General features: G+C 41.7%; 17 protein-coding genes. 5 read left to right on the top strand and 12 right to left on the bottom strand.

The genetic code is table 11. The features are described 5' to 3' along the window. Positions 1-177 precede the first annotated feature (177 nt). Entirely contained in the window at positions 178-432 is a 255-nt protein-coding gene (locus B3297_RS09880) for a hypothetical protein (protein ID WP_286778878.1), read from the top strand. Further along, positions 429-614 carry a hypothetical protein gene (locus tag B3297_RS09875; RefSeq protein ID WP_286709961.1) on the top strand — a complete coding sequence of 62 codons (186 nt, stop codon included), beginning with the start codon at positions 429-431 and terminating at the stop codon, positions 612-614. The genes B3297_RS09880 and B3297_RS09875 overlap by 4 nt, the downstream gene beginning before the upstream one ends. Before the next feature lie 781 nt (positions 615-1395). On the opposite strand, the gene B3297_RS09870 is transcribed toward B3297_RS09875, so the two are convergent. The 10 genes from B3297_RS09870 to B3297_RS09825 form a co-directional block, all read right to left on the bottom strand. Further along, a complete protein-coding gene (locus tag B3297_RS09870) occupies positions 1396-2988 on the bottom strand; it encodes a M60 family metallopeptidase (RefSeq protein ID WP_286778877.1) in 1593 nt (530 codons plus the stop codon). Between the two features lie 158 nt (positions 2989-3146). Continuing rightward, entirely contained in the window at positions 3147-4136 is a 990-nt protein-coding gene (locus B3297_RS09865) for a DUF5007 domain-containing protein (protein WP_286778876.1), read from the bottom strand. A gap of 5 nt (positions 4137-4141) precedes the next feature. Further along, positions 4142-4828: a hypothetical protein gene (locus B3297_RS09860; RefSeq protein ID WP_286778875.1), complete on the bottom strand. Its 687-nt coding sequence runs from the start codon at positions 4826-4828 to the stop codon at positions 4142-4144. Positions 4829-4838: 10 nt separating this feature from the next. Then, positions 4839-6287 carry a RagB/SusD family nutrient uptake outer membrane protein gene (locus B3297_RS09855; RefSeq protein WP_286778874.1) on the bottom strand — a complete coding sequence of 483 codons (1449 nt, stop codon included), beginning with the start codon at positions 6285-6287 and terminating at the stop codon, positions 4839-4841. Between the two features lie 11 nt (positions 6288-6298). Next, a complete protein-coding gene (locus B3297_RS09850; RefSeq protein WP_286778873.1) occupies positions 6299-9451 on the bottom strand; it encodes a SusC/RagA family TonB-linked outer membrane protein in 3153 nt (1050 codons plus the stop codon). A gap of 609 nt (positions 9452-10060) precedes the next feature. Next, complete coding sequence (gene lepB / locus B3297_RS09845; RefSeq protein ID WP_286778872.1) at positions 10061-11638, bottom strand: signal peptidase I; 1578 nt, start codon at positions 11636-11638, stop codon at positions 10061-10063. A 9-nt stretch (positions 11639-11647) separates the two neighbouring features. Continuing rightward, complete coding sequence (locus B3297_RS09840; RefSeq protein ID WP_286778871.1) at positions 11648-12379, bottom strand: hypothetical protein; 732 nt, start codon at positions 12377-12379, stop codon at positions 11648-11650. 506 nt (positions 12380-12885) lie between these two features. Further along, the gene (locus B3297_RS09835) at positions 12886-13947 is read right to left on the bottom strand and encodes a hypothetical protein (RefSeq protein ID WP_286778870.1); all 1062 of its coding nucleotides are present in this window, start codon (positions 13945-13947) and stop codon (positions 12886-12888) included. A gap of 92 nt (positions 13948-14039) precedes the next feature. Next, entirely contained in the window at positions 14040-15827 is a 1788-nt protein-coding gene (locus B3297_RS09830) for an HSP90 family protein (RefSeq protein WP_286778869.1), read from the bottom strand. Between the two features lie 7 nt (positions 15828-15834). Next, complete coding sequence (locus tag B3297_RS09825) at positions 15835-18312, bottom strand: tetratricopeptide repeat protein (RefSeq protein WP_286778868.1); 2478 nt, start codon at positions 18310-18312, stop codon at positions 15835-15837. 203 nt (positions 18313-18515) lie between these two features. Here B3297_RS09825 and B3297_RS09820 point away from each other — a divergent pair, with 203 nt between their 5' ends. From B3297_RS09820 to B3297_RS09810, 3 genes are all read left to right on the top strand, one after another. Beyond that, a complete protein-coding gene (locus B3297_RS09820; protein ID WP_286778867.1) occupies positions 18516-20684 on the top strand; it encodes a TonB-dependent receptor in 2169 nt (722 codons plus the stop codon). 155 nt (positions 20685-20839) lie between these two features. Next, a complete protein-coding gene (locus B3297_RS09815) occupies positions 20840-21331 on the top strand; it encodes a DUF4625 domain-containing protein (RefSeq protein ID WP_286778866.1) in 492 nt (163 codons plus the stop codon). Between the two features lie 42 nt (positions 21332-21373). Next, positions 21374-22393 carry a DUF4625 domain-containing protein gene (locus B3297_RS09810; RefSeq protein ID WP_286778865.1) on the top strand — a complete coding sequence of 340 codons (1020 nt, stop codon included), beginning with the start codon at positions 21374-21376 and terminating at the stop codon, positions 22391-22393. A 105-nt stretch (positions 22394-22498) separates the two neighbouring features. Here B3297_RS09810 and B3297_RS09805 read toward each other — a convergent pair whose 3' ends face one another. Further along, entirely contained in the window at positions 22499-22642 is a 144-nt protein-coding gene (locus tag B3297_RS09805) for a hypothetical protein (RefSeq protein WP_286778864.1), read from the bottom strand. Between the two features lie 132 nt (positions 22643-22774). Further along, the gene (locus B3297_RS09800; RefSeq protein ID WP_286778863.1) at positions 22775-25831 is read right to left on the bottom strand and encodes a beta-L-arabinofuranosidase domain-containing protein; all 3057 of its coding nucleotides are present in this window, start codon (positions 25829-25831) and stop codon (positions 22775-22777) included. Positions 25832-25882: the final 51 nt, after the last annotated feature.

The following is a 25882-nucleotide window of genomic DNA, read 5'->3' as shown; positions in this document are numbered from 1 at the left end:
TTCTCTTTTTCCGATTTCCGCGCTCAACTCTCGTTAAACCCTTCTTTTTTCATGGTTCCCTGCTCTCGCGGTAACCGTCCCTCCCTTGCGGAGTGGTGCAAAGATAGGGAGTTTACAGACAAACTTCCAAGCCTTTTGTTCTTATTTATTTCATTTTCACCTTAACTACCTGTAACGGTGCGAGATTCTTTTTGTAAAACAGGTGATCGGAAGGCTGGGAAGGCCGGTTCCGGGAAAGAATGGGGACGGGAACCGGGATCTAACCTGGACATCGCGGGGAACCGCGGCGCGCTGCGTACATACCGGGAACCGGGCTTTGGCACAGGCTTCCCTGGGGAAAAAGGAATGGTGCTGGAAATTGGATCGTACCGCGGAAACCGGGCGAACCCTGCTGTGTTCCCACTTCCCGGGGAAAGAGAAACGGTATCGTGAACAGTAAAGGTGGTATTGTTAGGCCTGAAAGATGCAAAGGGCATTCTTCGCTCTGCTTTTGCCCAATTGAAAACGGTGTGCCGGCTATTGATAAAGCCAGAAAGATCGCAGCGGAAAGAAACCGCAATGCAGGATATAACAGGGGACGGACGGATACCGTACTTTCTTATCTGTTTACTTAGGTTTAGTTTAGGGTTTAGTTAGGGTTTGTTTAGGTATAGTATAGGTTATATCTAAACAAACCCTAACTTATTGCTAAGCTAAATATAAACAAAAGCTAACCTAAGGAATAAGAAGCCCTCAACTTTTCTTTATTTACTGGGGAAGCATGGCTCATTTAGGGCAAACTAGGGTTCCGCCTCGTGGACAGGGCTCCGGCTGCTGACAAAGGTCTGCAGGAACCTCCGACTACCCTCCCAGCCCTGCTTCGTACCATGGTCGGGGCAGATTTGCCCTGCAACCGTGTTCTGTCCGTGTTGAGTCCGTGTTGAGTCCGAGTCTAAGCCCGCACTCACCCCGCTGCCAACACGGGCAAATGACGCTCCGAACGCGACCATATTCCCTGGATGCCCCTAAAAAAGGCCAACGCCAATCCGAACCGCAGCCGAAAAATTCCGCAGCAACGCTGAAACATGTGAATATCTCAGGAAAACACGCTATAAAAGCACAAAAGAATACTAGGGCTCAGCAGCGGAGAAATACACACTTAGAACTCGCCCCTCCCTTAAAAGCTCATATCCTATTATTATGTCCTGTTAGAAGTCAGATATCAAGGTATAATTGAATCACAGCTAAAAACATCTTATTCAATTTAAAAGAGGATAGAACGATTTCTTACAGGAAGTTCATTCAGTTTTCAAAACGTCAAGACAATGACGAGATCCACAAGCTATACCCACTAAACACAAAAGCTCCGAATCATTCACTGCGATTCGGAGCTTCATTTGCGCCAGTTAACCTATTCTAATCTCTTAATGCTGTAAGATCAACCTTAGGCTTGGGTAGGTTCATTTTTTTAATTGCCAGACGACAGGCATCAACCATTTCCTGCGTCATGGCATAGGTATACTTTCCATAATCGTCGTATTCCAAGGTACCAACGAAAAAGAATCCGTATTTATCAAAGAAATCCGTCAAATCCAATTTGGCCACTTCGCAAGCTGTTTTAACAAAATTCAGCTGGTGAACGGCAGGATTACGCTCACCCATCATGCGATCTGAACTCCAATCTGAACGCTGTCTTCTTGGTTTATTCATATTCTGCTGACGGAACGCCTCAAATAGATCGGCATAAAAATCGGGGCGTTTTCCCTCACCCTCAAAATAGAGCTGTAACTGCCAAAAAGGAATCAAACGATCGAATACATCCGGATCGGACAAATAAGAAATTCGCTTTTCAATAATATTGGTCTTCGCTTTCTCAAAATTGTTTTGTTCTGAAACCCGAGTTTTATTACCAAAAGAACGTGTTACGTATAAGGAGAACAGGTTGTTGCTCACTTCACCCAACCCACCCCAATTAAACATTGGACGTGTCTGGTGTACGTGACCCACTTCATGACTGAAACCCCAACAAGGATCCCCTTTAATCACCGATTCCGGCGTTACCACCATCTTCATCGCGTAACCAACTTTATCGCCCATATAGGCAACACCATCTCCATCACGGAACATGTAATAATTATAGTTCACCCGTGCTAGAATACGATTTTTAGGTATTTTATTATACTTCTCCAGCCCCATCAATCGATGTTGCCTATACACCAGTGAATCGTAATTACGAATTAGCTCGACGCCTTTTCCATAAGCATACTGTTTCAATGCTTCTATTGGATAAGCGGTCTGAATATGCTCGCCTTTTGCATCAATAATCGGGAATACAGCGTGATCGATCAGACTATCCCACTCCTTATTCCCCTGTTTTTTAAGATCAAAGTAACCATTTACCTGCCCTGTCGGAAAATGAACCCTAATCGGGTTTTCCTTTTCAGGTTCTTCCGAGAAATAATCGATATAGGCTAAACTTCCGTAATCATCGAGCTGGATAATATTAACACCATTCTGCAATCTGAATTCCTGTTTTTCCAGTCCCCAACCTTTCGGATCCTTTGTAGGCTCCTGCGGATTAGGGGCTTTTCGCAACCAGTTAGGTACAACAAGGTTTACCTCTTTACCAGCTGCAATACCGTCCACAATAACAATATGCTTCCCTTTGGGAAGATACACACCGGTCATATTTTCATATTTACTGTAACCGTCCCCAATACTTAATTGATGCCCTAATGTTGTCGGATTCAACAGGGCATAATAAGTTGCATATTTATAATCCTTGTTATAGTTGCCATCAAGTATAGCCTGCGCGACCCGGCGCAAGGTTGTATCAGCAATCTGATTGAGCTGTTTTTTCTTAATCCCCTTTTTTAGTGTTAACGCCATGGGATCTTCGAATACAGCAAGATCGGCATAGGTTTGTTTGAAATCCTGAGCTGTTTGAGCTTTCAGATTGGCGCTTAGCATAAGACCTAACCCGAAAGCGATAAATTTTCTTTTCATCATAATTATAATAAATGGAATTTGGTTTACAACTTGTTATTAATTTCTGTGCATTTTAGTCAATGCATATAGTTTTAGCGTATCGGTACATTATTGAAATTAATAGGAAGAGGAGGCACACAAACGCGCACCTCCTCTTCTTATTAATAATATAGATTCCGCTAGTTTACTCTTGTCACTTGCGGCACAATAACGTCCACCTGATAAGTACCTGGCACAAATGCCTGAAATGAAAATCTTGCGTTACAAGAATAAGTATTATAGGGTAACCCCAAGCTATCATCAAAATTGACATAAGGAGCAGGGATACGATAATAATAATTAAATCCATTCCCTAAAGAAACTAATGGAAAAGGCAAAACCCCATAAACAAACTCCATCCTATCATCAAATAACGTTGTGGAAATAGAGTAATCCTGCATAGTTTGTAAATAACCACCTGCAGTACCTGAGTTAGGACGTCTGGCTATTTCACCCTTTTTAGGGTTAAATGGAACACCATTTTTATCCACTATTTTTACAACAACTTTATTGTCTCCAAGCCCCAAATAGGTTACTTTAATATGACTAGCATTGCTTGGAATAGATTTTGTCGTCGTTTCAGCGCCAACTTTCATCGCGACTGTCGATCTTACAGCAGGAACATCAAAGTATGGTGCCTCAACCAATTTAAACTCACCGATAGCTGGATAAATTTTCGTACCAACGGCATTCTTTATTTCTAAATCATAAACATAATGACCCTGCGGAAGTTTTAAAGTATTTGGTGTCGACTCAATCGCTCCGGAAAATTTGTTGATACTTAATGCCGTCATTACGGTATCTTTTTGTTTTGCAGCAATCAGATCCAACGTGGTATCGACTTTAGAATCATACAATTTTTTCCAGATCTTAATCGGAAATGTTTGCATAAAAATATCGGTAACATCTTTTCCAGTTTCCTTTTGATACACTTTAAGCAATTTAACCTCAATTGGTTTACTGGATCCAGCTGGGTTTATTGCAGTTGAAACTTCGGATCTTCCCATCCTAATTTCGACAGGCAATTGTTCATAACGAATAATATCGCTCAAGTTGCCTTCAGGTATTTTTTTACAGCCCACAAGCGAAATTGCTGCGAGTCCAATACTATATAATAATTTACTTTTCATAGCCCTTAACGATAATAGAATAAAACATGGGAGTTATGTAATACATGCACTACACCTGTAGTCGTTTGCGCATTAGAAGTTTGAACCAATGTTCTGCTACCGACAGGCGGGATTATAGTCTTAACATCGAAAACATCTCCTATAGACTGATAAAGGTAAGTGAACATGACGACCTTCGGCAAAACAGTAGAATTTTCATTATAGCCTAAAGCAGGATCTCGTGTTTCCTCATAAGAAATGATAAAATTGCCCCCTTTGTTATTTTTATATTTTTTGCCCGACGTGGTGAGTTTATCATTCGTCAATTGTTCTTTTGCAATATAAATATCAATTGAATCTGCAAATCGTCCCAATTCATACTTCATAATTGAATCTACTGTCCACATTTTTTTAGGATCAACTTTTTGGACCTGTCTTGTACGAGCCTGTACATAGTTATAAACATCGTAGTCTGTCGGAGCAAAAAAAGTAACACCTGGTGCGTTGATTTTATCCTTCACCCCTGCTTTATCAATCAACATCAAAACAGTATCAAACACACCATACTTATTACTTTTCATCCAATCATACGTTGTCATATTGATCTTTGGATTATGCAACTCTCCACCCACAAAATAGTCATTCTTTTTGCATGAGCTAATAGCTACTATAATTCCAAGCAAACAAGCTATATTTAAAATAATCTTTTTCATAATTTCCTTATTAATGATTTCTCCACCAAGGGTTTTGAGTCAGCAATTCGTTTTGCGGCAATAAATTCCGCATATCCAGCGGCCAATAATAGCCTTTGTTGGCTATTCTATCTTGCGAATACGCACCCGAGTATTCATCAAATTGTTCAAACATATTCATCCGAATCAAATCAAATTGAATAATTCCTTCTCCAATCAGCTCTCTTCTCCGTTCTCTAAATATCTCTTTAAACAATTCCTCTCCAGAAACTTGTATTTCCTCGAGACCAGCTCTTTTTCTAATTGTATTCAGGTCATTTAATGCCAATGCAGTCTTGCCGTTCTTATAATAAGCCTCGGCGCGTAGCAAAATAATATCTGCTAAACGAATCAGCACCAAATTATTACTGATGGCATATTTACCTTCCCTGTATTCAATTTTATTATCGTACTTGCGAATAGTTCGTTGTTGACCATTATCAGGAAAAGGAAGGGACATTGAATCTAACCTTGCTTCAGGTTTATCAAATTCACTCTCAAGAAATTCAGGTTCAATATACCAAGCAGAGTTGCTACCTTTACCTGGAATAGTGGCACTTGTCAGAAATTTACTAAAGAAATCCTCTGAGAATTCATTTCCGCTCTCGCTATAGAGCATATTCAATTCAAAGATCGATTCTTTAGAGTTACCCAACCATATCTTCCGATAGTCTTTGACATCTTCTAGGGCATATCCGAGTTTTAATGTCTCATTCGTATACTTCTCCGCATTAACATAGTCATGTTCCCAAGCACAAACCTCCGCCATCAGTGCATTAGCAGCTCCCTTAGATGCAAAACTCTTTGTCGAGTTTTGTTGAAGATTAGCGATCGCAAACAATAAATCTTCCTTACAGAATGCTAAAGTTTCCTTTTCTGCCGTCCTTGTCATATCAGGAATATTTTGAGGATCTTTAAAAGTCTCTTTGACCAATAATACATCTCCCCAAACGCGCTGCATATAGAAATAGGTGAATGCTCTCAGAAAACGAGCACCAGCAATCGCATTTTTCTTTTCATCCTCACCTCCATCGAACAATTTGCTATCCATGGCCTCAGCTTGCTCCACAATCAAATTGCACTGATTAATGACACCATAGAAGCGTGTCCAATTCCACAAACTTCCTTCCAGGTAAGGCGCATAACTAAATTTATATCCTCCTGACCTTGCCAAGTCATTCATATTCCAATCTTCCCCCGCCTGATGCACTACCCCAGACGCAATGTCACCAAATATAAAATAAGATCGATCTGCCCGAAGCGAATTGCGAAGTAGCGCATAAGCTCCAAGAGATGCCCTATTTACATTTTCGCCATCTTTCCAAAACACCTCATCATAAGTGCTATTTTCTGGCTTTAAGTCCAGATATTTCGAACAAGAGGAATTGAATAATAAAGTTCCTGTTATTCCGATTAATGATAATATATATTTAAATTTCATTTTGATCGTTTTTAAAAGTTGACTTCTAGACCGATTGTATATTTCCGAGGCAACGGATAAGCTCCGCCGCTATATTCCCCTTGCGGTGTCACCAATTCAGCATCAGGGACTGAAGCTTTCTGAAAAGTATGAAGATTATCCACCATACCATAGAATCTAATATTTCTAGCCCCTATCTTTAACCGTTCCACGACATTTTTAGGTAAAATATACCCGACAGAAATTGTCTTAATTTTGAAATAAGTACCATTTTCATTAAACATCGTACTAAACGGAAGATATTGATAAAAATAACTTCCATAAGGAGATATCGAAGGGAAACTCGCCTGATAATTAGGATCCTTTGCCTTTTCAGGTGTCCAATAATCTAAACCTTCTAAATCAGGTAATCTGTTGTTTGTAAATTTATTTATGCTTCCACCTATCGCGTTGAACTGATTACTTTTTAAATTATTGATGATATCACGACCGATAGTAAATGTATTTAACATACTGATTGAAAAACCCTTATAGATAAATTCATTATACAAACCACCCGTTATGCGCGGATTCGGGTTACCTGTTAACATCAAGTCACCATCAGCTGCTCCTTTATCTTCGTCACTCCAGGTATCCCAATCCTGATTTACATCCGCCCAATTTGGAAATCCGGGTTTAACAGGATAATTTCCTTTAAAAACCGTGATAGGTTTGCCCGTCACTGGATTGACAGGTATTTGATCTTGATGCGAATAGACGCCCTGATAGATCATTTGAGCCCATCTATATATAGGACTTCCTACCGTATACAACAATTGTTGATTATAACCTCTGGAATCAGCATAGAAACTACGGTTCCCAAATGGCAATGAACCAATTCTATTTTTGTTAAAAGTCATATTTAGATTCGTATTCCATTGCAATGCACTCGTTTTAGACAGATTTCTTGTCATAATAGTCAGGTCAATACCCTCATTATAAACGGTCATTGGCACGTTAAACGACAACTTTGTGTAACCTGTGTAATATGGGAATGAGAATCCCATAATTGGATCTTTCAGAATTTTTCGATAAGCATCGAACGTCACTGTTAAACGATCATTGAAGAGCCCCAAGTCAAATCCAATATTTGTTTGCTCAGATTTATTCCAGGTCAGATTTTTTAATGTCAGCGGTTTTTTAAAAGATGGCACCGCGAATGTAGTTCCATTGTATGTATCCGATGACAAGGCCCAAACGTTATAAGGTGCATAAAAATCTTCCGGAAGGACACCTGATTTACCCCAGCTTCCTCTCAATTTAAGCATATTAACCCAATCAAATTTTTTCATAAAATTCTCATCGGAAATAACCCAAGCAGCTGACAATGCAGGAAAGGACCCCCATTTGGTATTAACACCAAATCTGGAAGAAGCATCTGAACGCCAAGAGGCATTAAAGATGTACTTTGATTTAAAATCATAGGAAAACTGCCCCATATAAGATAGAAGCCCAGACTCTACCTTGTTTGTACTTGCTATTAGATCTTTTGTTGCAACGCCTTGGATTACATGAATATCGTCTGTAGGCAGATTATATCCCTCTGTTTTATGGGACAACTGCTTATCATATTGAAACGATTGTAACGCCGTTACATTAATCGTATGTTTTTTATTAAATATTTTTACATAATTCAATACGTTGGCAATATTATAGGTATAGGCATTTCTCCCCGTTGATGCAGCATAGTTGATCCCTTGATTAAGTTCACGAGGTTGAAATTGATTTCGACTATCCATATTTGCCTGTACAGACCCCTCCAATGAATATTGCAACCCCTTTATGATATCGACATATGTTTTTGAAAAAATATTGATATTATCGGTCTGATTATCATCCGTTAATTTATCATATTGCCCTAAGTAAAAATCATAATCTGCCTGACCAAGTCCGACAAAAGAAGAAGGCATCTCCCCTTGATTCACCGGAACGACCTGGTCAATCCCTCTACCAAGTCCACGTTTGCGGTTTATTCTCGCTGCCGACACCATAAAATCCGATTTGATAATTGGTGAAAGTGTAAACCCAAAATTACCTCTTATCGAGTACCGCTTAAATCCAGTGTTACGCACAACACCATCCTCATTATAATAACCCGCAGATAATCTGTAATTAACAGACTCGCTTCCACCTGCAATACTCGCGTCTGCATTATCAATATTGCCCGTTGTATAAAACAAATCTTGCCAATCCGTTGCATTATTGTAGCTACTATTCAAACTGTCTGTTAAAGGCTGTGTAAATCCACCCATCTGAGCCCATGAAGCGTATTGACTTAAGATATCCATCTTTGTCCTTCTTTCTGTAGCTCCCCCTAATGTTCTTTGCAACTGAGGTCTTTCTGTAATTCCCCTGTAATAGGATGCTCTAATTGATGGCTTTCCCACCCGGCCCTGTTTTGTTTTGATCACAATCACCCCATTCGCACCACGAGAACCCCATACAGCTGTCGCAGCAGCATCTTTCTGTACAACAATACTTTCAATATCATTGATATTGATACCCGCAATATAATTAGTTCCTGTAGCCGATGATCCCCCTAAGTCAGAGACCGATAGCGGCATCCCATCAATAATATATAGCGGAGAGCTCATTGTATTTGCCAAGTCGACCTCACTATTCAGATCGGGGGAAATTGTGGTATTACCCCTTACAGTAAATGTATTCCTAGCTCCAGGCTCTCCTGTAAAGTTTTGGATATTGACACCTGCAACCCTTCCCTGCAACAAGCTCTCGAAACTTGGTGCAGGCAAATCTTCAATCGTCCGGCCTGAAATAACCTGGACAGCACTAGTCGTCTTTTTAACAGACTGTTTTTGATATCCAACAACCACAACTTCTCCTAAGAAAGAGTCATCTTTTTGAAGGACTACGGCAGGAGCCTGTTTTGTTGTCACCTGGACCTCCAGCTTTTTAAAGCCGACACCAGAAAAAACTAATGTGACGGGAAGGCTTTTTACGGCCAAAGTGAATGAACCTTGCTGATTTGTAGACGCTTGATTCGTTGTTCCTCGCTCTGTGACGGTCATGCCCGCCAACGGCTGCCCATTTGCATCTCGAACAGTCCCTTCCACGGGAATTGTTTGACCGAAAACATGAAAATAGGACATCACCACGAGAATAATAATAGGTAGAATTCTCTTCATATTAATTTAGTGTTAGTGGAGTGAAGGTAGATCAAAAATCTTGACGGCACAAAAAAGTAAATACAAATAAATAACTATTAGAATATTAAGTTTCTAAATAATACAGTCAAACGATTGCGCAATTTTTACGCAATCGTTTGAGTAAATTTTACAAAAAGCCGAATTTGTATCAAAAAGATCAGGTTAGACCTATTCAAACGTCATTTCAAGATGAACGCCGTAAAAATGCTTCACAAATATTAACAAACAGCACACAATTCCCGGTTACACCAATATATCCTATTAGTTAATACAAACAATTACTTTAAATACTCATTCTTTTTAAAGATTAACCCATATAAGCCAAAATATCTACGAACTTTTCGATGACTTAATTAATCAACTATTATAAAACAGCATGTTTATCGTTTAAGAGATTAAATTAGGATTTGATCTTCCGTTTAGCCCATTTCGTTATCAAAGAAACATCCACAAAAGAAGACAAAGCCTATTAAACTAAAAATAGCGCCATACTATCGTAAGCGCTATTACCCTGGTCATCCGTTGTCGTTGCCCCAGAACGGAAATGAGTGTAGTCCTCATTTCCCCTTTCATTACTAACATTCTTTTTTAATGGATACCTTTAAAAATTCTATTCCATCGTATTTTGGAAAGCCCATTGCCATTTGCGTTCCAGCTCATCCAGGTAAATAATGCTTTTCCGACAATATGATCCTCAGGAACAAATCCCCAATCCCTAGCATCGAGCGAGTTGTGCCTATTATCTCCCATCATCCAATAATAATCCATTTTAAAGGTGTAGGAATCTGTTCGATTTCCATTGATATAAAGCCCATCCGTTTTCTTTTCCAACAGGTTATTTTCATACACTCGTATGGCTCGCTCATAGAGTGGCAAGGTCTGTGCATTCAGTGGAATAGTCATCCCCTTTCGAGGAATAACAAAGGGGCCGAAATTATCATAATTCCATTTGTATTGTGGGTCGTTCGGAAAGGTATTTGCTTCGGCTTCCCCAGGTTTACGCAAGTTCATTTGCATGGATTTGACATTGGACCAGGATTTCACCATGGCTGCCTGATCTTTCGTTAAAAAGATTACATAAACTCCGGGCTGAATAGCAGAGACTTCTATTCCCATATCTCTTAGGCGCTGTTCGTCCAGACCTGCCTCATCTGTGATCACGGTATAATCCATCTGGCTTTCCGGGGCTACAAAACCTGGTTGGTCGTTCACAAACAATACTCCTTCTGTCATGCTGATTTTATCCCCAGGCATTCCCACACAGCGTTTAATTAAATGTTCGCGTTTATCCACTGGACGGGTTTGAATTGTAAATTGTTGATGTACTGCTTCACGTCCCATGCTACGCACCAAGTCATAATAGGGCGAGTCTTGATTTTCGACAGCAACGGTATCACCGGCAGGTGCATTAAAAACGATCACATCATTCCGTTTTATTTCTTGAAATCCGGGCAATCGTTTGTAAGGAATTTTAATGAGTTCGGAGAATGCTTTTCCTCCTACTAATGGCATCGTATGATGTGCAAAAGGAAAGGCTATAGGTGTATTTGGAATACGGGGGCCGTAATTTAGTTTACTGACAAAAAGATAATCTCCAATGAGGAGAGACTGTTGCATAGACCCCGAAGGAATCATAAATGCCTCCAATAAAAAACCACGAATCAAGGTTGCAGCGACAGTCGCAAAAACAATCGCATCCGCCCATTCTCGTACCATCGATTTTTTATAGGGATATTTCTTCTTATAGTCTATATACGATTGATGCGCAATTTGCAGCTCAGAATCCTTTGTCGCCAGGCGACCTTCGGCATGTGCTGCTTTCAGATTTTTGGCATATAGTCCATTCAAAAATTGCACATTTTTATCCTTGCCCCAAAGTGGTAGCACGATAAACGGAACCAGCACTGCAGCGCAGTTTTCCCAAAACCTTCGTTTCCCAAAACAATGAATAAAATCAAGATAGAGGTTATAAAAGACAAAAACATTGACGATCGGAACAATCAACAGGATAAGCTGCCAGGTCTTCTTGCCGAGTATCCGCGATTGGATAAACTGACTATAGACAGGAACAACTCCCTCCCAGCCTTTGCGTCCTGCCTTTTCAAATAGCAACCAAAAGCCATAGGCTGCGACTATAGTCAATACAATAAAGATGGTAAGTATCATAAATTTGTTTTAATAAATAAAAAATCGCTCTGTTGATTCTGGAGCGCTCTTCCCTTTTTGTAATTCGTTATATCGCATGATGTATTTAATAAAAAGATCATAATCATACTTTTTTTCATTTTCAAACGCTGCAAATAACTCCGGTTCGTCATTGATCAACTTGGCGAAAATAATTGGCCTTTTCTTTTTGACATCACTAAACCACCCATTATGGTTGCTATTGATTTCAACCACCTCGCCAGTTGATTTTTTCAATGCATAAGCATGTTTATATTTATTGACCATGATATTTCCCATCGTACCTGCACCACCACCAATCGCTATGCCGGCCCCACCACTGACCTTCGTTTCCGAAACATAATAGGCCATAATTTCTCCATCAGCAAGTACTTCTGCAAAAGTGGGATTTTGATTGAGCCCTCTCTGAATTCGATACATCTTTGGAGATGTTCCAGGCACCACTTCTAGTCCATCTTCTACATAAGAGGGTGCATAAACTTTCTTTTTGGATTGCCAATATACACGATAGATATCTCCTGGTTCAAACGTTAACTTTTCTTTTTGCTGATTCTCAAATTTGAGTTTTTGATCTTTTACAGAGGAGATTTTCCCATAAAGGGTATCTGCATTCATAAGTACTAAGTAGTCTAAATTTTTGGCGACTTCCTGTGCGTGAGCTGTGATCGAAATCCCTACACAGGAAGACAAAATCACAGCGGTTAAAATTGATATGGCTTTCATTGGAGTCTGTATTTGTCAATAGCTAATGAACCGTTAACCTATTTTGATTGTATTAATGATATACTTGGTACTCTCCGTCCAAGCTTCAGGTAAAACTACATAAAAATATGAAATTCAAAACTATCACACGGGGTTTTAACATTTGTTAGCATTTTGCTCTAAAGCAGCACTTTCTTACACCATGATGGACATTTCAGAACCCCTAAAAATGATCCCTACCAATACAAGCCACTACAGCCGTGTTTCTCGACCAACAACAGCTACACGGCAAAAAACAAAGCCACATCATTTTTTGCTGATGTGGCTTAACTGATTGCTTATGCAAAAAGGTTAACTTTTATATTTACTTTCAAATGCTGCGGATGCTTGATTGCCCCCATTTACTCATCTTTTCAATTGATCTATTTTATCGTCATTTTCAGCATTTAATACTCATTTACACAAAGATAGCCTTCAGAACATCGGGATTTCATCACGGAAATCAGGGATTTCTAGGGTCATTCAAGCTAAAGGGACATTAATTGATTGCGAAAGTTGTGATTGCCATTACGTTGGTCAAAGCGGTCGGCGAGTTGATCCGCTAGTTTCCCATAATGATTAGCCAGTTCGCTTGCGGTGTAGGTATTTTTCCCTTGAAAAAGATTATGCTGATTGCCGAGCTCAAGCATAAAAGATTCATCAGGCCCAAAGTTCTTCATGGCTTCACAGATATAGCAGGCCAATTGAAACATGGATCTATTGTCGGGACCATCGGCCCATGGCAAAAATCGTTCGATCCAATCCTTGGCTTTGCCAATATCGGTATAGGAAAAATAGGTTGCTAGTTTAATAGCCGAAATCAAAATTGCGGAGTCCTTTTCTTTCTTAAACACCTCCTTTTCTGCCAGCAGCGCCATTTTATTGGCCTGTTCAATATCACCTTGCTTAAGACCTTCATAAGCCAGGTTCACGGCTGTACGCAAAGGTACATGTGAACAGGTAAACTGGCCTTCAATTAAAGGTAAGGCTTTATCGACTGCTGGGCTATAGCCATACTGTAATAGTGTTGCTGATACTTCTGCATCCATTTCACAGGCTTCACAGTCGCTCATGTCATCTCTTTGCATAGCATTTACGTTCTTCAATGCGCGCTCGATAGCGGTTATATCTTTTTGCGCAAGCGCATCACTCAGCTCCTCATTGTATATGGCACGCTTACCATAACCGTTGCGGATTAACCGTTGTTCAAAGTCGCGCAAAGCCGCTTCAATCTGCTCACGGCTGACAGCAGGATTATCGTATAATTCGGACATCATCCATTTGTATTGCCATAAGAAGTCTTCTTCATTAAAGAGTTCAGGATTTTCATCGTAAGCCTGTAATATCCATGCAAATGCAGGTAAAGATTCCGTTGAAAAAGCGAGGTCTATCTCTTCACTAATTAAATCTAAACGAAGGTCATATCCCCATTCAATATCTTGATTTTCATCTGCAATCCGAATAGCCTGTGTCAACAGATTAACCTTTTCCAAGGTATTGTCTACTCGTGCGACCTGATTGCGAAGTTTCTGAATTTTAAGTGTATACATCTATTTATTCCTTCTTTTTTGCGTATATTTACTTTTAATATTTTCTATGCGATAAAAGGAAATCCTTACGCGGTGGAGTATACTCAACCGCTTTAAAGATTCACAAAATTATCCAGCCCCATTACAATGAGGCTCTTTAGGGCTTCGTTCATGACCTTCATTTCCCGTTCCTGGACAGGGTACTTGCCCAAAATGAGTGCCTGCACGTAAAGTACTTCAATGACTGAACGCAGCATGTAAGCATCTTTAATATCCATTAGGGTGCTGATCAGCTGATTATCCGCATTTAAACATAAGGTATTCTGGATCTTATTCGGCCTGGATGTCTTGAGGACCTGCGCAAAAGGATTTGCATTTTCCTTTAATTGGCTAATCGTACTCTCTACACTATTTTGGTCCATTTTTGTAAAAATAGCTGGTGTATCAATCGGTTTAAACCGCCTAATTTCCAGGATACAGCTGTAATCGTCCAAAATGCGCTGCGCTTCTTTCTGAAAAGAAACATATTGATTTTGCTCATCCTCATGAATCGGCTGAAATGTTTCCAGGAGCTGATTTGGCGACATCTCTGTTATCTTATAGTCGGGGTATCGTTGTTTGATCTTGCGGAGCAACTCCGTATCAAAGGTATAAGAAGCATTCACAAGAATCATTCCCTGTGTATCGGCCATACGGTCAATCTGTTTGAAATCCTCAAAATCAGCACAGTAATAGAGCTGCTGTTGCTGATCGATGATATTTTGGAAACTCCGCTGTCCGCGATTGGTTTCAAACGGGATATCAGCTAAAAAAATAGCCAGGAAGTCGGGATCTTCGAGCGCAAAAGCTTTTAAATGGAGATAATGTGTCTGGATAATACGTATATAAATATCGAAGTCTATCTTCTTCACTTGTTGCAGGTACGTTTTGAGCACAGCTGCAATTTCTTTTCGCGCCTGCCGCAATAGATCATTTTTCATCAGAGACTCTCGTGAGGCAGTAGCACTAAGTTCCTCTGTATTGACAAGCATCCGGACAAAAAATGCCCAATTTGGCAAAATAGACTGATCTTCTTCGGCAAGAAACATGCGTTTCAAGTAGATACGGTGACGCTGCTTGCTGCTAAACTGCGTACGGAAAGGTAAAATATACAACACACCCTTTGCCTTACCCGCCGTCGTTTCAAATGGAATTGCATCCAAAAAGTTGACATGAAAGAGTTCTTTGCCTATAGCAAGCAATTCCGCCTTCGAAATCGATGGAGCAAGCCATTTGGGTTCTTCTTTATGGATGATCTTTTCGGCACCTCCCACCACGATAGAAATGGTTTCTCGCAGCGCATCTCCATAAAACTTAATTTTTTTCTCAAAATAATCCCCTTCAAAAATATAGTTGAATTGCTTTTTAGGACTTAGGACAACCCGTGTTCCGACAGGAATATCTTCTGTCAGACGCTCGATTTTATAGTCCCCTTCAGCTCTAGCCGTCCAACGTAGAGGCAGTTGTTCAAGAGCGGATTTTGTTTCAACAATAATCTCATCGCTGACCACAAAACAAGAAAGCAGTCCAATACCAAACTTACCGATAAAGTCCTGAGCATCCTTGATGTCCTTACTCTTTGAACTCTCCCCGATAACCGACAAAAATTGATGAATATCGGCCTCTTTTAGGCCTATTCCATTATCGCTGAACAGAAACTTCGGTTGTTCAGTGCCTGGCAGCTCAATCGTTATTTTTCCCTGATGCTGTTCATCCAAGTGTTTCAATGCTGTAATTGCATCCACACCATTTTGAAGCAGTTCCCGAATAAATGTATTGGGATCGCTATACAGGTGTTCTGAGAGCAGTGCGATCATTCCTTTCAGATTGACCTGAAAGGAATAGGATTTTTCTTCTTGCATGTTTTTCTTACTTTCTCGTTTTCTTTGTCAATCGAATAGCATCTTCATGTCCATTGGCTGCCGCCCGTTCAAACCACTCCAGGGCAAGATCTTCATTTTCTTCTACCCCATCCCCCATGAGATAACAGTTGGCCAGTTTATATTGTGCGTCAGCATGATCGGCTTCGGCGGCCTTCATAAGCCATTCGACACCGTCTTGAAGGTCCATCGGTACGCCATCTCCTTCCAGCAGTTGCACCGCAACAAAGTAAGTGGCATACACATTCCCTTGCTGCGCTACTTCCATAAAATACCCATAGGCGGCTGCTTTATCGATCTCGGTACCTATTCCAAAATAATAACAACGGGCCAATCGGTAGCTCGCCTGCTGATTTCCTCGCTCCGCAGCTTGAGTATAATATCCAAATGCTTTTGTCGGCTGTGCTTCCACGCCGATACCAAACTCATAGCACATGCCAATTCCCTCCGTCAGATAGCGAAGTTTTTCGGCACGCATGTAGTAATCAAAACCTTTGTCGTATTCTTCCCGCTGATCATAGTCGAAGAAAAAGTAGTCGCCAAGCAGCACGAGTGCCTCAGCTACATTTTTTTGTGCTGCCTCTTCCAAAAGCTGAAGACCATGTGCTACATTCTGTTGCACCAAACCGGTCAAATAATATCGTCCCAATACGTAAATTGCATAAGGGAACCCCAGATCGGCAGCTTTCTTAATGTTTTCCTGTGCTTTAAATGTATCTTGGTTCAATCCATAACCATACTCATAACAGAGACCCAGATCTGTCAAAGCCTGTACATGATTTCGTTCAGCAGCCTGTTGGTATAAAGCAATCATCCGGTCCAGATTTATCTCCGTACCTATGCCCCCCCGGTAACATCGCGCCAGTTCATATATACTATTTAGCTCCTGCATCCCGGCTCCGGTTTCAAAGGCGGTAAAAGCTGCTTTCGGTTGGGGAGCTCCGGACTGGTGATAATCATTTTCCAAATAAATACCTTTTAAATAATACGCATATGGATAACCAAGCTCTGCCGCACGCGAGAAATAATCAAAGGCCAATTTATAATTCGGTTCGGACTTTAATTCAGCAGCTAAACCCATTTCCGTTAGCGCAGTAGCGTTATTATATCCTGCCGCTTCTTCAAAATAAGGCAATGCAGCGGCCAAATCTGGTTCCTCTCCATGGATACCATATTTTAGGTACCTACCAACCTGATATAAAGCTTGTGGCAGTTTATCTGTTGCTGCATCCTGATAGTAAGCAAAGGCGGTTTTGTAATCCGGAGCAACTCCATCATAGCCAGATTCGACCATATTACCCATGCGCAACTTGGCGTAAGCAATGTTTTTTTCCGCCATTGCGCTGAAGCGCCGAAAGGCTAATTTTTCATCCCTTGGGAGGAACCTACCTTCGAGGAGAATTTCAGCGAGTTCAACCTGAGCTTCCACATACCCGTCTTTCTCGTCGAGCAGACGCAATAAAGATAGTCCCTTTTCGATGTCCTGCACAGCCTCCTGATAGAGATACAGACAGGCGAGACGATAACCCGCATAATTATTATTATAGTCGTATGCTTTCTGGAGATACCACAGCGGTTCTTCGAAATCCTGTTGTTCCTGATTGTTGTTGCCCAGTGCCTGAAGTTTGATAAGTGCAATTTGCACCGCGGCGTCCATCATTCCGTATTCAAACAGTTCTCGATATTCTGGTACAAGAAGCTCCTGTTCACCTATGGAAGCCGCCTCCGAACGTTTTATTTCATTCAGCACAAATCTGCAATAACGAGATTCAGCCATCGTGATACCCTCTTCCAGGGCTTCCAAGCGTTTGCTCTTATCCTCTTTACGCGCATAGTAAAATTGGAGCGCCTCATAATAATGACGCAGTATTTTCCTTTCCGGAGATTGCTTGAGCAGCTGAATACGGTCAAAGACTTCTTCATATTTATCGGTCCAGACATCGATATGGGCAGCATAAGCTATTCCCCAGCGATCTCCGCCCAACGCGAGCTCATCCAGTTCGGCCTTGGCGATATCGCGGTCGATATCGGCCAGCAAACCTAAATAATTGTAGTATAGATAAAGGGGTCTTGCCCATTCAACCCCAGCATCGATGCCTCTCTTCAAATAAAGGGAAGCCTTTTCTTTCTCTACCACATGTCGGCGACATAAAATATGCTGTAAGCCAAGCTCCACCCATGCATGAGGATTGATCGCAGCATAGCGCTCTAATATTGTTCGTATTTTATCGATAAAAAAGGTATAATCCTCTTCGTTCAGATATACGTTTGCGGCAAAATCAGTTCCTTTTTCAAATAATGCATCATAAAGTGCAGCCGCACTGGATTTCTCCAAGTTGTGCTCAAAATAAATCAGGACATCAAGCCATATATCGGGCGTAATGCGCTTCGAAAGGTCAACTGTCAATTGATGTTCAGCCGATTGCAATGCGGAAACTCTAATAGAATATTCTTCACTTAACTTCATATATCATCGTATGTACTACTTGTAAAACATGCTTTTTATACTCTTTAGGCGCCAAAAAGCAACAAAAACTTTGCCACTGTATCAGGTAATGGAATTTGATTTCATTTATAATAACGCAACTTTATTGCTTTTAAAATCTTTTTATCTATATTTGTTGCAACTTAATTGCAAAAATAACACTTAACGAATCGAATCCGCAGCAGATGAATAGGTATATCATGTTTTCACTTATCGCAGCACAACACATGTTTTCTCCTTGTCACGGCCAGGAAAAGAGCATCCAGCTCGAGGAAGTAAAAGTCGGCGGAAGACGCTATCAGCGCGCGGCAGAAGGGATCTTATCCATTGATATCTTAAATGCCGATTCTATACAAAAATTTCAGGCCGGAAGTTTAATGCAGACCCTGAGTCGGCTTCCGGGCGTAAATGCTATTGGCATTGGTCCCAACCAGTCCAAACCGCAGATCAGAGGACTTGGCTTTAACCGTGTAGCTACCGTAGAAAATGGCATTAAACACGAAGGTCAACAATGGGGATTGGATCACGGATTAGAAATCGATCAATTCAGCGTTGGCAGTGCCGAGGTACTCAAGGGAGCAAGCTCATTCCTGTATGGATCAGATGCGATAGGTGGCGTCATCCGGCTATTGCCGCCTACTGAACTCCAGGAAGATGGCTTTAAAGGCAATTTTAATGTACTGACAAAATCCAACAATGCCACCTATGGCGGATCTTTTCAGGCACAGGGCAGAAAGGGGCACTGGGTCTTTGGCGGGGGCTTTACACATTTGGACTACGCAGATTACAAAGTGCCTACAGACACGGTCTATGTTTACAATTATGCCGTACGTCTGAAAGACCGTCATGTACGCAATACTGCGGGACGGGAAACGCATTTTCAACTGCGGGGCGGCTATATGGCTGACCGTTTTTCTTCAATCCTATACCTAAGCAATTATCACACAAAACTTGGTTTTTTTGCCAATGCACATGGTTTGGAACCACGGGGTGTAGACACCGCTTTATATGACAAATCCAGCCGCGATATCGGTTTTCCAAGTCAGGGCGTCAATCATCTGAAGCTGATTAACCGCAGCTTTATCGACTGGGATAAACATAAGCTATGGATTGATCTCGGATATCAAAAAAACTACCGGCAGGAATACAACAATTACACTGCACATGGCTATATGCCGCCCGTCTATCCACAAGATATGACCGTGCCGATCTATCTGGAGCGACTATACGACAAACAGATCTACAGTATGACTGTTAAAGACCAATTTTCATTAGCAAAACACCGCCTGACCGTTGGTGCAAATGGCGATTATCAAGACAACCGCATTGACGGATGGAGCTTCCTCATCCCATCCTATAAACAAAAAGCAATGGGCTTATTCGCGTATGATCAATATTTACTAGATGATCATACAACGCTCTATGGTGCACTCCGCTACGATTACAGCCATATTCATACTTCATCGTATCAAGATTGGTTCGATTCACAGCTGGAAGGCAACCAAACGGCAAGAATTGTCAGGGCATCCGAACTCAGCCGCAGTTTCAATAGCCTCGTCTGGTCTATCGGGGCGGGGCGTCAATTTGGTTCTCTGGAAGCAAAAATCAATCTAGGCAAGAGCTTCCGTGCTCCTATCGCACAGGAGCTTGGTGCCAATGGTGTCAATTATCATTATTTCAGTTATGAAAAGGGGAATGGATCATTATCACCCGAACAGTCCTATCAGCTGGATTTATCATTGACATGGAGTGCTAAAAAAGCCTCTGCGGCGTTCACGCCATTTTTTAATTATTTTTCAAACTATATCTATCTCAATCCCACGTCGCACTATGATCAGTACTACGGGGCCGGCAATCAAATCTTTGAATATACAGAGAGCAGGGTACGCCGTTATGGGGCGGAACTGAAAGTCAGCTACCAGCCTTTGAAACGATGGAAAGTGGAATTATTGGGTGAATATGCCCGTTCGGAACAGCTCTCTGGTGCCAAGAAGGGCTACACGCTTCCCTTTTCTCCCGCGCCCTCCGTTTTAATGGATCTCAGCTGGACGGCAAAAAATAGCAGACACTTTAAGGATACCTATCTGTCCATCGACTGCAAATGGACGACAGCACAGCACCATGTCGTTCCTCCAGAAGAATTCACGCCTGCTTATCAAGTCTTTAACTTTCGAACCGGAACACAGGTGAGCTTTGCAAAATCTGTCCTTCAGCTACGCTTGCAGGTTCAAAATCTCTTGGATAGGAAATATATGGATCATACCAGCTTTTATCGGCTGATCGCATTGCCAGAACAAGGCCGGAACTTTATCCTATCGATCGGCGTGCCTGTTGGTTATCAACCAAGATCATAAGATTATCTACAAATAATGAAATATAAAATAACAATGGCGAAAAGAATAGATAGCTCCAAAATTACCCTTTTGATCCAATGAATAGCACTGACCAATAAATAGGGCGAGCTCATGAATACCGATTGATACAGACACAAATGAATAACAATTTAAAAATGAAACTATTTAATATGAAAGCACTTCAAAAATATACACTCATTGCGGTGTCATTAGTCATTGCTGCTGCCTGTAAAAAAGATAAGGAAAGCATTGATACTGAAAAACCGACCATTTCCATTGATTCCGACACTGCTTTTCCCAAACAATGCAGCACGATTAAGCGGGGCACAAGCTTTACTTTCCGCAGCACATTAGCCGACAACGTAACCCTAGGGAGCTATAGCATCGATGTACACCACAATTTTGACCATCATTCGCATAGCACGGAAATTGGCGAGTGCACGACCGAGCCGATCAAAAAGCCCGTCAAACCATTTGTTTTGGTCAAAACAGTCAATATTCCCGGTCAGCCACAGCAGTATAATGCCGAATTAAAGATCGATGTACCGGCAGACATCGATCCCGGCAATTATCATTTTATGATCCAGGTTACCGATCTAGCTGGCTGGAGCACTCAAAAAGGAATCAGCATCCGTATACTCGAGTAATACCATACATATTTATCAACTAAATTTTTAAATCCATTTTACATGAAAACTAGAAATATTCGCTTCCTCTTCCTGTTAACTACTATTCTTTTAGGCTTCCTATCCTCCTGTAAGAAAGATAACGAAGAAATCCCAGCACTTGCAAAACCCCAGATAGGCACACTTGAAATCGGCAGCGGCAACAACAAAACGGTCAAAGCGGGGGCAGATCTTCATCTCGAAGGAGACATTGTCGCCGAAGCACTGATTGCTAAAATTGAAATTGAGATTCATCAAGAAGGTGGCGGTCAGTACAAGTTTACAAAAGCCTATACCGAGGGGAAATATATCGGCGTAAAAAATGCGACATTCCATGAACACCTTGATGTTCCTGCGGATGCTCCAGCTGGAGCATATCATTTTCATTTTACAGTCACCGATAAAACAGGAAATGCAACGACCGTTGAATCACCATTGACCATAGAAGGTTCAGATGCCAAAGTTGCTTACAAACTTGTGTTTACGGAAGTGGCCGGAGAAGCCCATGGAGACCATTTCCATGATCTGACTGATAAAGACAAGGTCGAGCCCATCTCGATCAGCTTTGACGAAAAGGGAACAGCTTTGGCCGGCGGCCATGCCCATATCAACCCAGAAAGTATCTATAAAATTGAATTCAAACAATTTGATACTTCTTCGAATGAGGTACAGGGCCAGTACATCAGCAATAAAGCAACAGCGGATTATTACAAAGCATTCCTTACAGGAGGTTCGTTTGTTTTAAATACCAATAGCAGTACAGGAACTGGTGCCATCTTTCAAACGAAAGAAACTACCTACGGGGATGGTTCTGCTGTCAATGGAGCAATAGAGACCACAGGAATCATCACTTATTTTACCGTTGGAAAAGACAACGAGGGGGAGAAGAATGTCAGCTATATCCTTCGTAAATTTAATGATGCCACAACTAAAGCTAAAGTTACACGTGCAGACTGGAACCTGTCGGATTACGCGACTAAGTTCGCTGGTCAGGATCAGATTAAACTATCTTTCGAACTTCACGCCGAAGTGGGCGAAGACTAATTAGCGCACTTTGCTGAGTATATCGGCAAGAAAAAACCTTCGTGATTTCACAGGCTCCAGTAGCGATGAAATCATGAAGGTTTATCAATATTCAGGCAATTCAGCTTAATCCCTTACTTTCGACAGCACATTTCCCCGTTGATCAAGTACCAGCTTCCATTCCTCTTTTGGGCTTTTCACTTCAAACACGTAACTCACTTTTTGTTCAGCGGTAATCTTTTTTGCATCATCAATTACCACTACCTTCATCTTATTTCTTATTCATAAGAATTTGTCCACATCCTTTGCGATCAATTTTAAATTTAGCCAATCCATACATACAATTGTTTATAACAAAGGTAATCTGAATTTAAGAAAGAATTAGGAATGCATGTCGACATCCTATTTTAAGCTGACATCCAGATAGACAGAATGCCGTCCATAGGTATCATAAAAGGGTTTAAAAAGCACATCATCGATATAAAACTCCAAAGTTTGAGGATTCCCCTTAATCGACTTACCAAGATCCTTTGCATCTAAAGTGACTTTACGCCAGTCTTTTCTTGCTGCAGGCTCCTGGGCAGCCAATAAAATCGGTCCGTAAAATAGACTTGCAATATTAGGCTGGTCCATGACCGGATCTAGATGAAATTGGAAGGGCATTTTTAAGTTGATCACGTCACCGTTTTTCCAGTCGCGGCTTAAAGTCAGGTAAGTTCCCGGCTTAGCCATAATTTTTTGCGCTATGCCATTTATCGTCACAAAAAAACCTTTTGTTGCCCAGCTTGGTACCCGAACATGGAGATCAAATTTGCCATTCCCTTGTATTGTGAGCGATGTATGATCCGCTTTGGGAAAACTTGTTTTTTGCTCGACGCTGATTCCCCGCTCCGTCCAGTGCAAGGTTGAAGGAATATATAAATTGACATACAGCGACTGATTGTCCTTACTTTTAAAGTAGATGGTATTCTGCAATTTCGTACTGCTTTCGATCGCCGTACCGTTACAACAGGTAAAACCTTTCATATCCGCATTTCCAAACTGCTTCAGGGATCCAGCCCGCAAAGGCACATGATAGGTATTTGCTGGACTATTTTCTGCAACCGAAGCTAAGATATGATTGTATAATCCACGTTCATAGTAATCCATCAGCTCCGCACGCTGATCGAACATAAATAAGTCACTCGTCAGTTTCAGCATGTTATAAGTCGCACAGGTTTCATTCTGCCCACCTGCAGAAAATCCATTTTCATATAAGGTTGCCGGCTGACTAATAAAACATTCAGCATTGGCGGGATTTCTCGCTCCGGCAACACCGCCAATGCTATACATGTAGTCGTTGGTGGCCTTATACCAAAAGTTGTCCGCTACTTTATAATATTGCGGTTCATTGGACACGCGATATAGCTCCATGCTTCCCACAATTTGAGGGATATGCTGATTGGCATGCAGTCCTCTAAAAGTATCCACATTTTTGGCCAGCCCATGTGCATGCGCAGCATTACCGTAGAACATATCGATATTGTCAAATAAACGGGCTGTTTTTAAATAGTTCTGCTTACCGGTCACCCGATATAACCTCGCCATCACTTCGTTCATCCCGCCAAATTCACCGGCGATATACGTATTCCACATTTTAATCAGTGTCTCTGTCGGAACTTTATCCAAACGTGCGTATACCCAATTGCCCATTCCCTGTGCGATCTCCAATGCCTTTTTATTACCACTCACTTCATAAACATCCATCAAGCCAGCCAATATCTTGTGCAGGGTATAATAAGGAGCCCAGATCTGATTTTTCTGGCCGCCATACTTTGCGCCATTTTCAAGCATGATAAATTGATCCGGCGGGTAGGCACTGATAAATCCGGTCCCCCAGTTCCAATAATCTGTCCGGATTCCTTCATCGCTCAGGTCAGAATCGTAAGCTGATTTTCCGGGACCAAAAGGTACGGCAGCAGGATCGGCAATAGACGCTTCCCCTGCCTGTTTCGGACTACCTGATAACTTCGACAAGGTATAAAGAACGTTGACCATGGTGTCCATTTTTCCCAAAAATTTTGCCTGAAGAGCTTTGTCGTATCCTGTGCTGGCATAAGCTTGTGCGATGGCGGTCAAATAATGTCCCGTCGCATGGCCTCTCAGCTTGATATCCTGGCTATCCCACACTTCCAGAGGCTGCGCCCCCTGCGGCTGCCGCTGTCCAAAAGCATGACGGAACATATAGAGAAATGAATTGGGATCCGATTTGGCCAATGTATCGATGAATTTATTGCGGTTTTCAATAAATTTGGTCTGCTGATGTTTTACGTCCGTATTCAGAGCAACTTGATCCAGGTGAAAGGGTTCCAGCTGCAGGCTAGGCAGCTTAGCTTTGGTCTTTCCTTTTACAGTGATGATTGCTTTGGGTTTCAGATCAGTCCCTGGAACGCGTCCGGTAATGGTGTAGGCTGTTTGCTGCAAGACAGTACTATTGTCTGTAGGTGCGGGCCATAGCACACGTACTTTGGGGCCTACCATGCCATCTTTATAAGTCCCTACGACATAGCTAGGCAATCGGGGCAATTCTCCCACTTCAGTTTCTACGTTGACATCACCGACACTGGTCAGATAGGCATTATAAAGCTGCGCTTTACTCATTGGAAATCTAGGCAGATCGTCCTCGGCTTTACCTTTGGCACTACGATCTTCATGCACACCTTTCAGCGCATTTCCGTATACCGTGCTGATCTGGCTCCGGTTCAGCGGCACACGATAGATCCGAAAATCATGAAGCAATGCATTTAAACTCGAATTGCCACCTACCAAAGATTTTCCGATATACAACCTCCTTTTGTTCCCCGTCTGTCCGAAAACTGCGCTCAGTTCCTGCGGAATACCCGTAGTTTCTCCAACTGGCACCGCATCTAAATACGTTTGCATAGAGCCCGCAGCTATATCAACCACAATAGCCAGATGCACCCACCTGTTTAACGGGACAGCCGGCGAAACTGCATTTTTCGATTCGCCCTTCTTCTGGGAGATGATCCCCTGGTATCCCTTTTTCAGATCCATTCCTGTTGCTGTCGCAGCAAAATGCCGGGCTATATCCTGTCCGAAATCGAAGAGATACTGCTCCGGCTGAGCTGCACGTAAGTAGAGCCAGCCCGTTATGCTGATCGATTCTAAATCGGAGAGCGCCTGCGCTGGCAATACGATAAAATCATCCTTTCCGCCAGCAAGAGACAGTACCTTGGTGAATTGCTTATCTGCAACAAACGAAACTTTTTCGCCCTGAAACTTGCCATGCAGTCCATTCCTCGACCAGTCCTTTAAATCACCATTAAAGAGATAACGTGCCACCATACCTGTTTCTCCAATACCATCCAATATTTGGTCTCCCCCCTGAGCCACAGCCACATCTATCGTTTTGATAAAAAGTGTAAAAAGTGCTGCAACATATATTTTGTATCTTTTCATATCACGATCTTTTAGTTTGCCAAAATGTTGTGTCCCCATCATCTCTCCCCG

The sequence above is a fragment of the Sphingobacterium sp. UBA3519 genome, assembly GCF_002377215.1.
Lineage (GTDB): Bacteria > Bacteroidota > Bacteroidia > Sphingobacteriales > Sphingobacteriaceae > Sphingobacterium > Sphingobacterium multivorum.
This window is presented reverse-complemented; position numbering and strand designations above follow the sequence as displayed.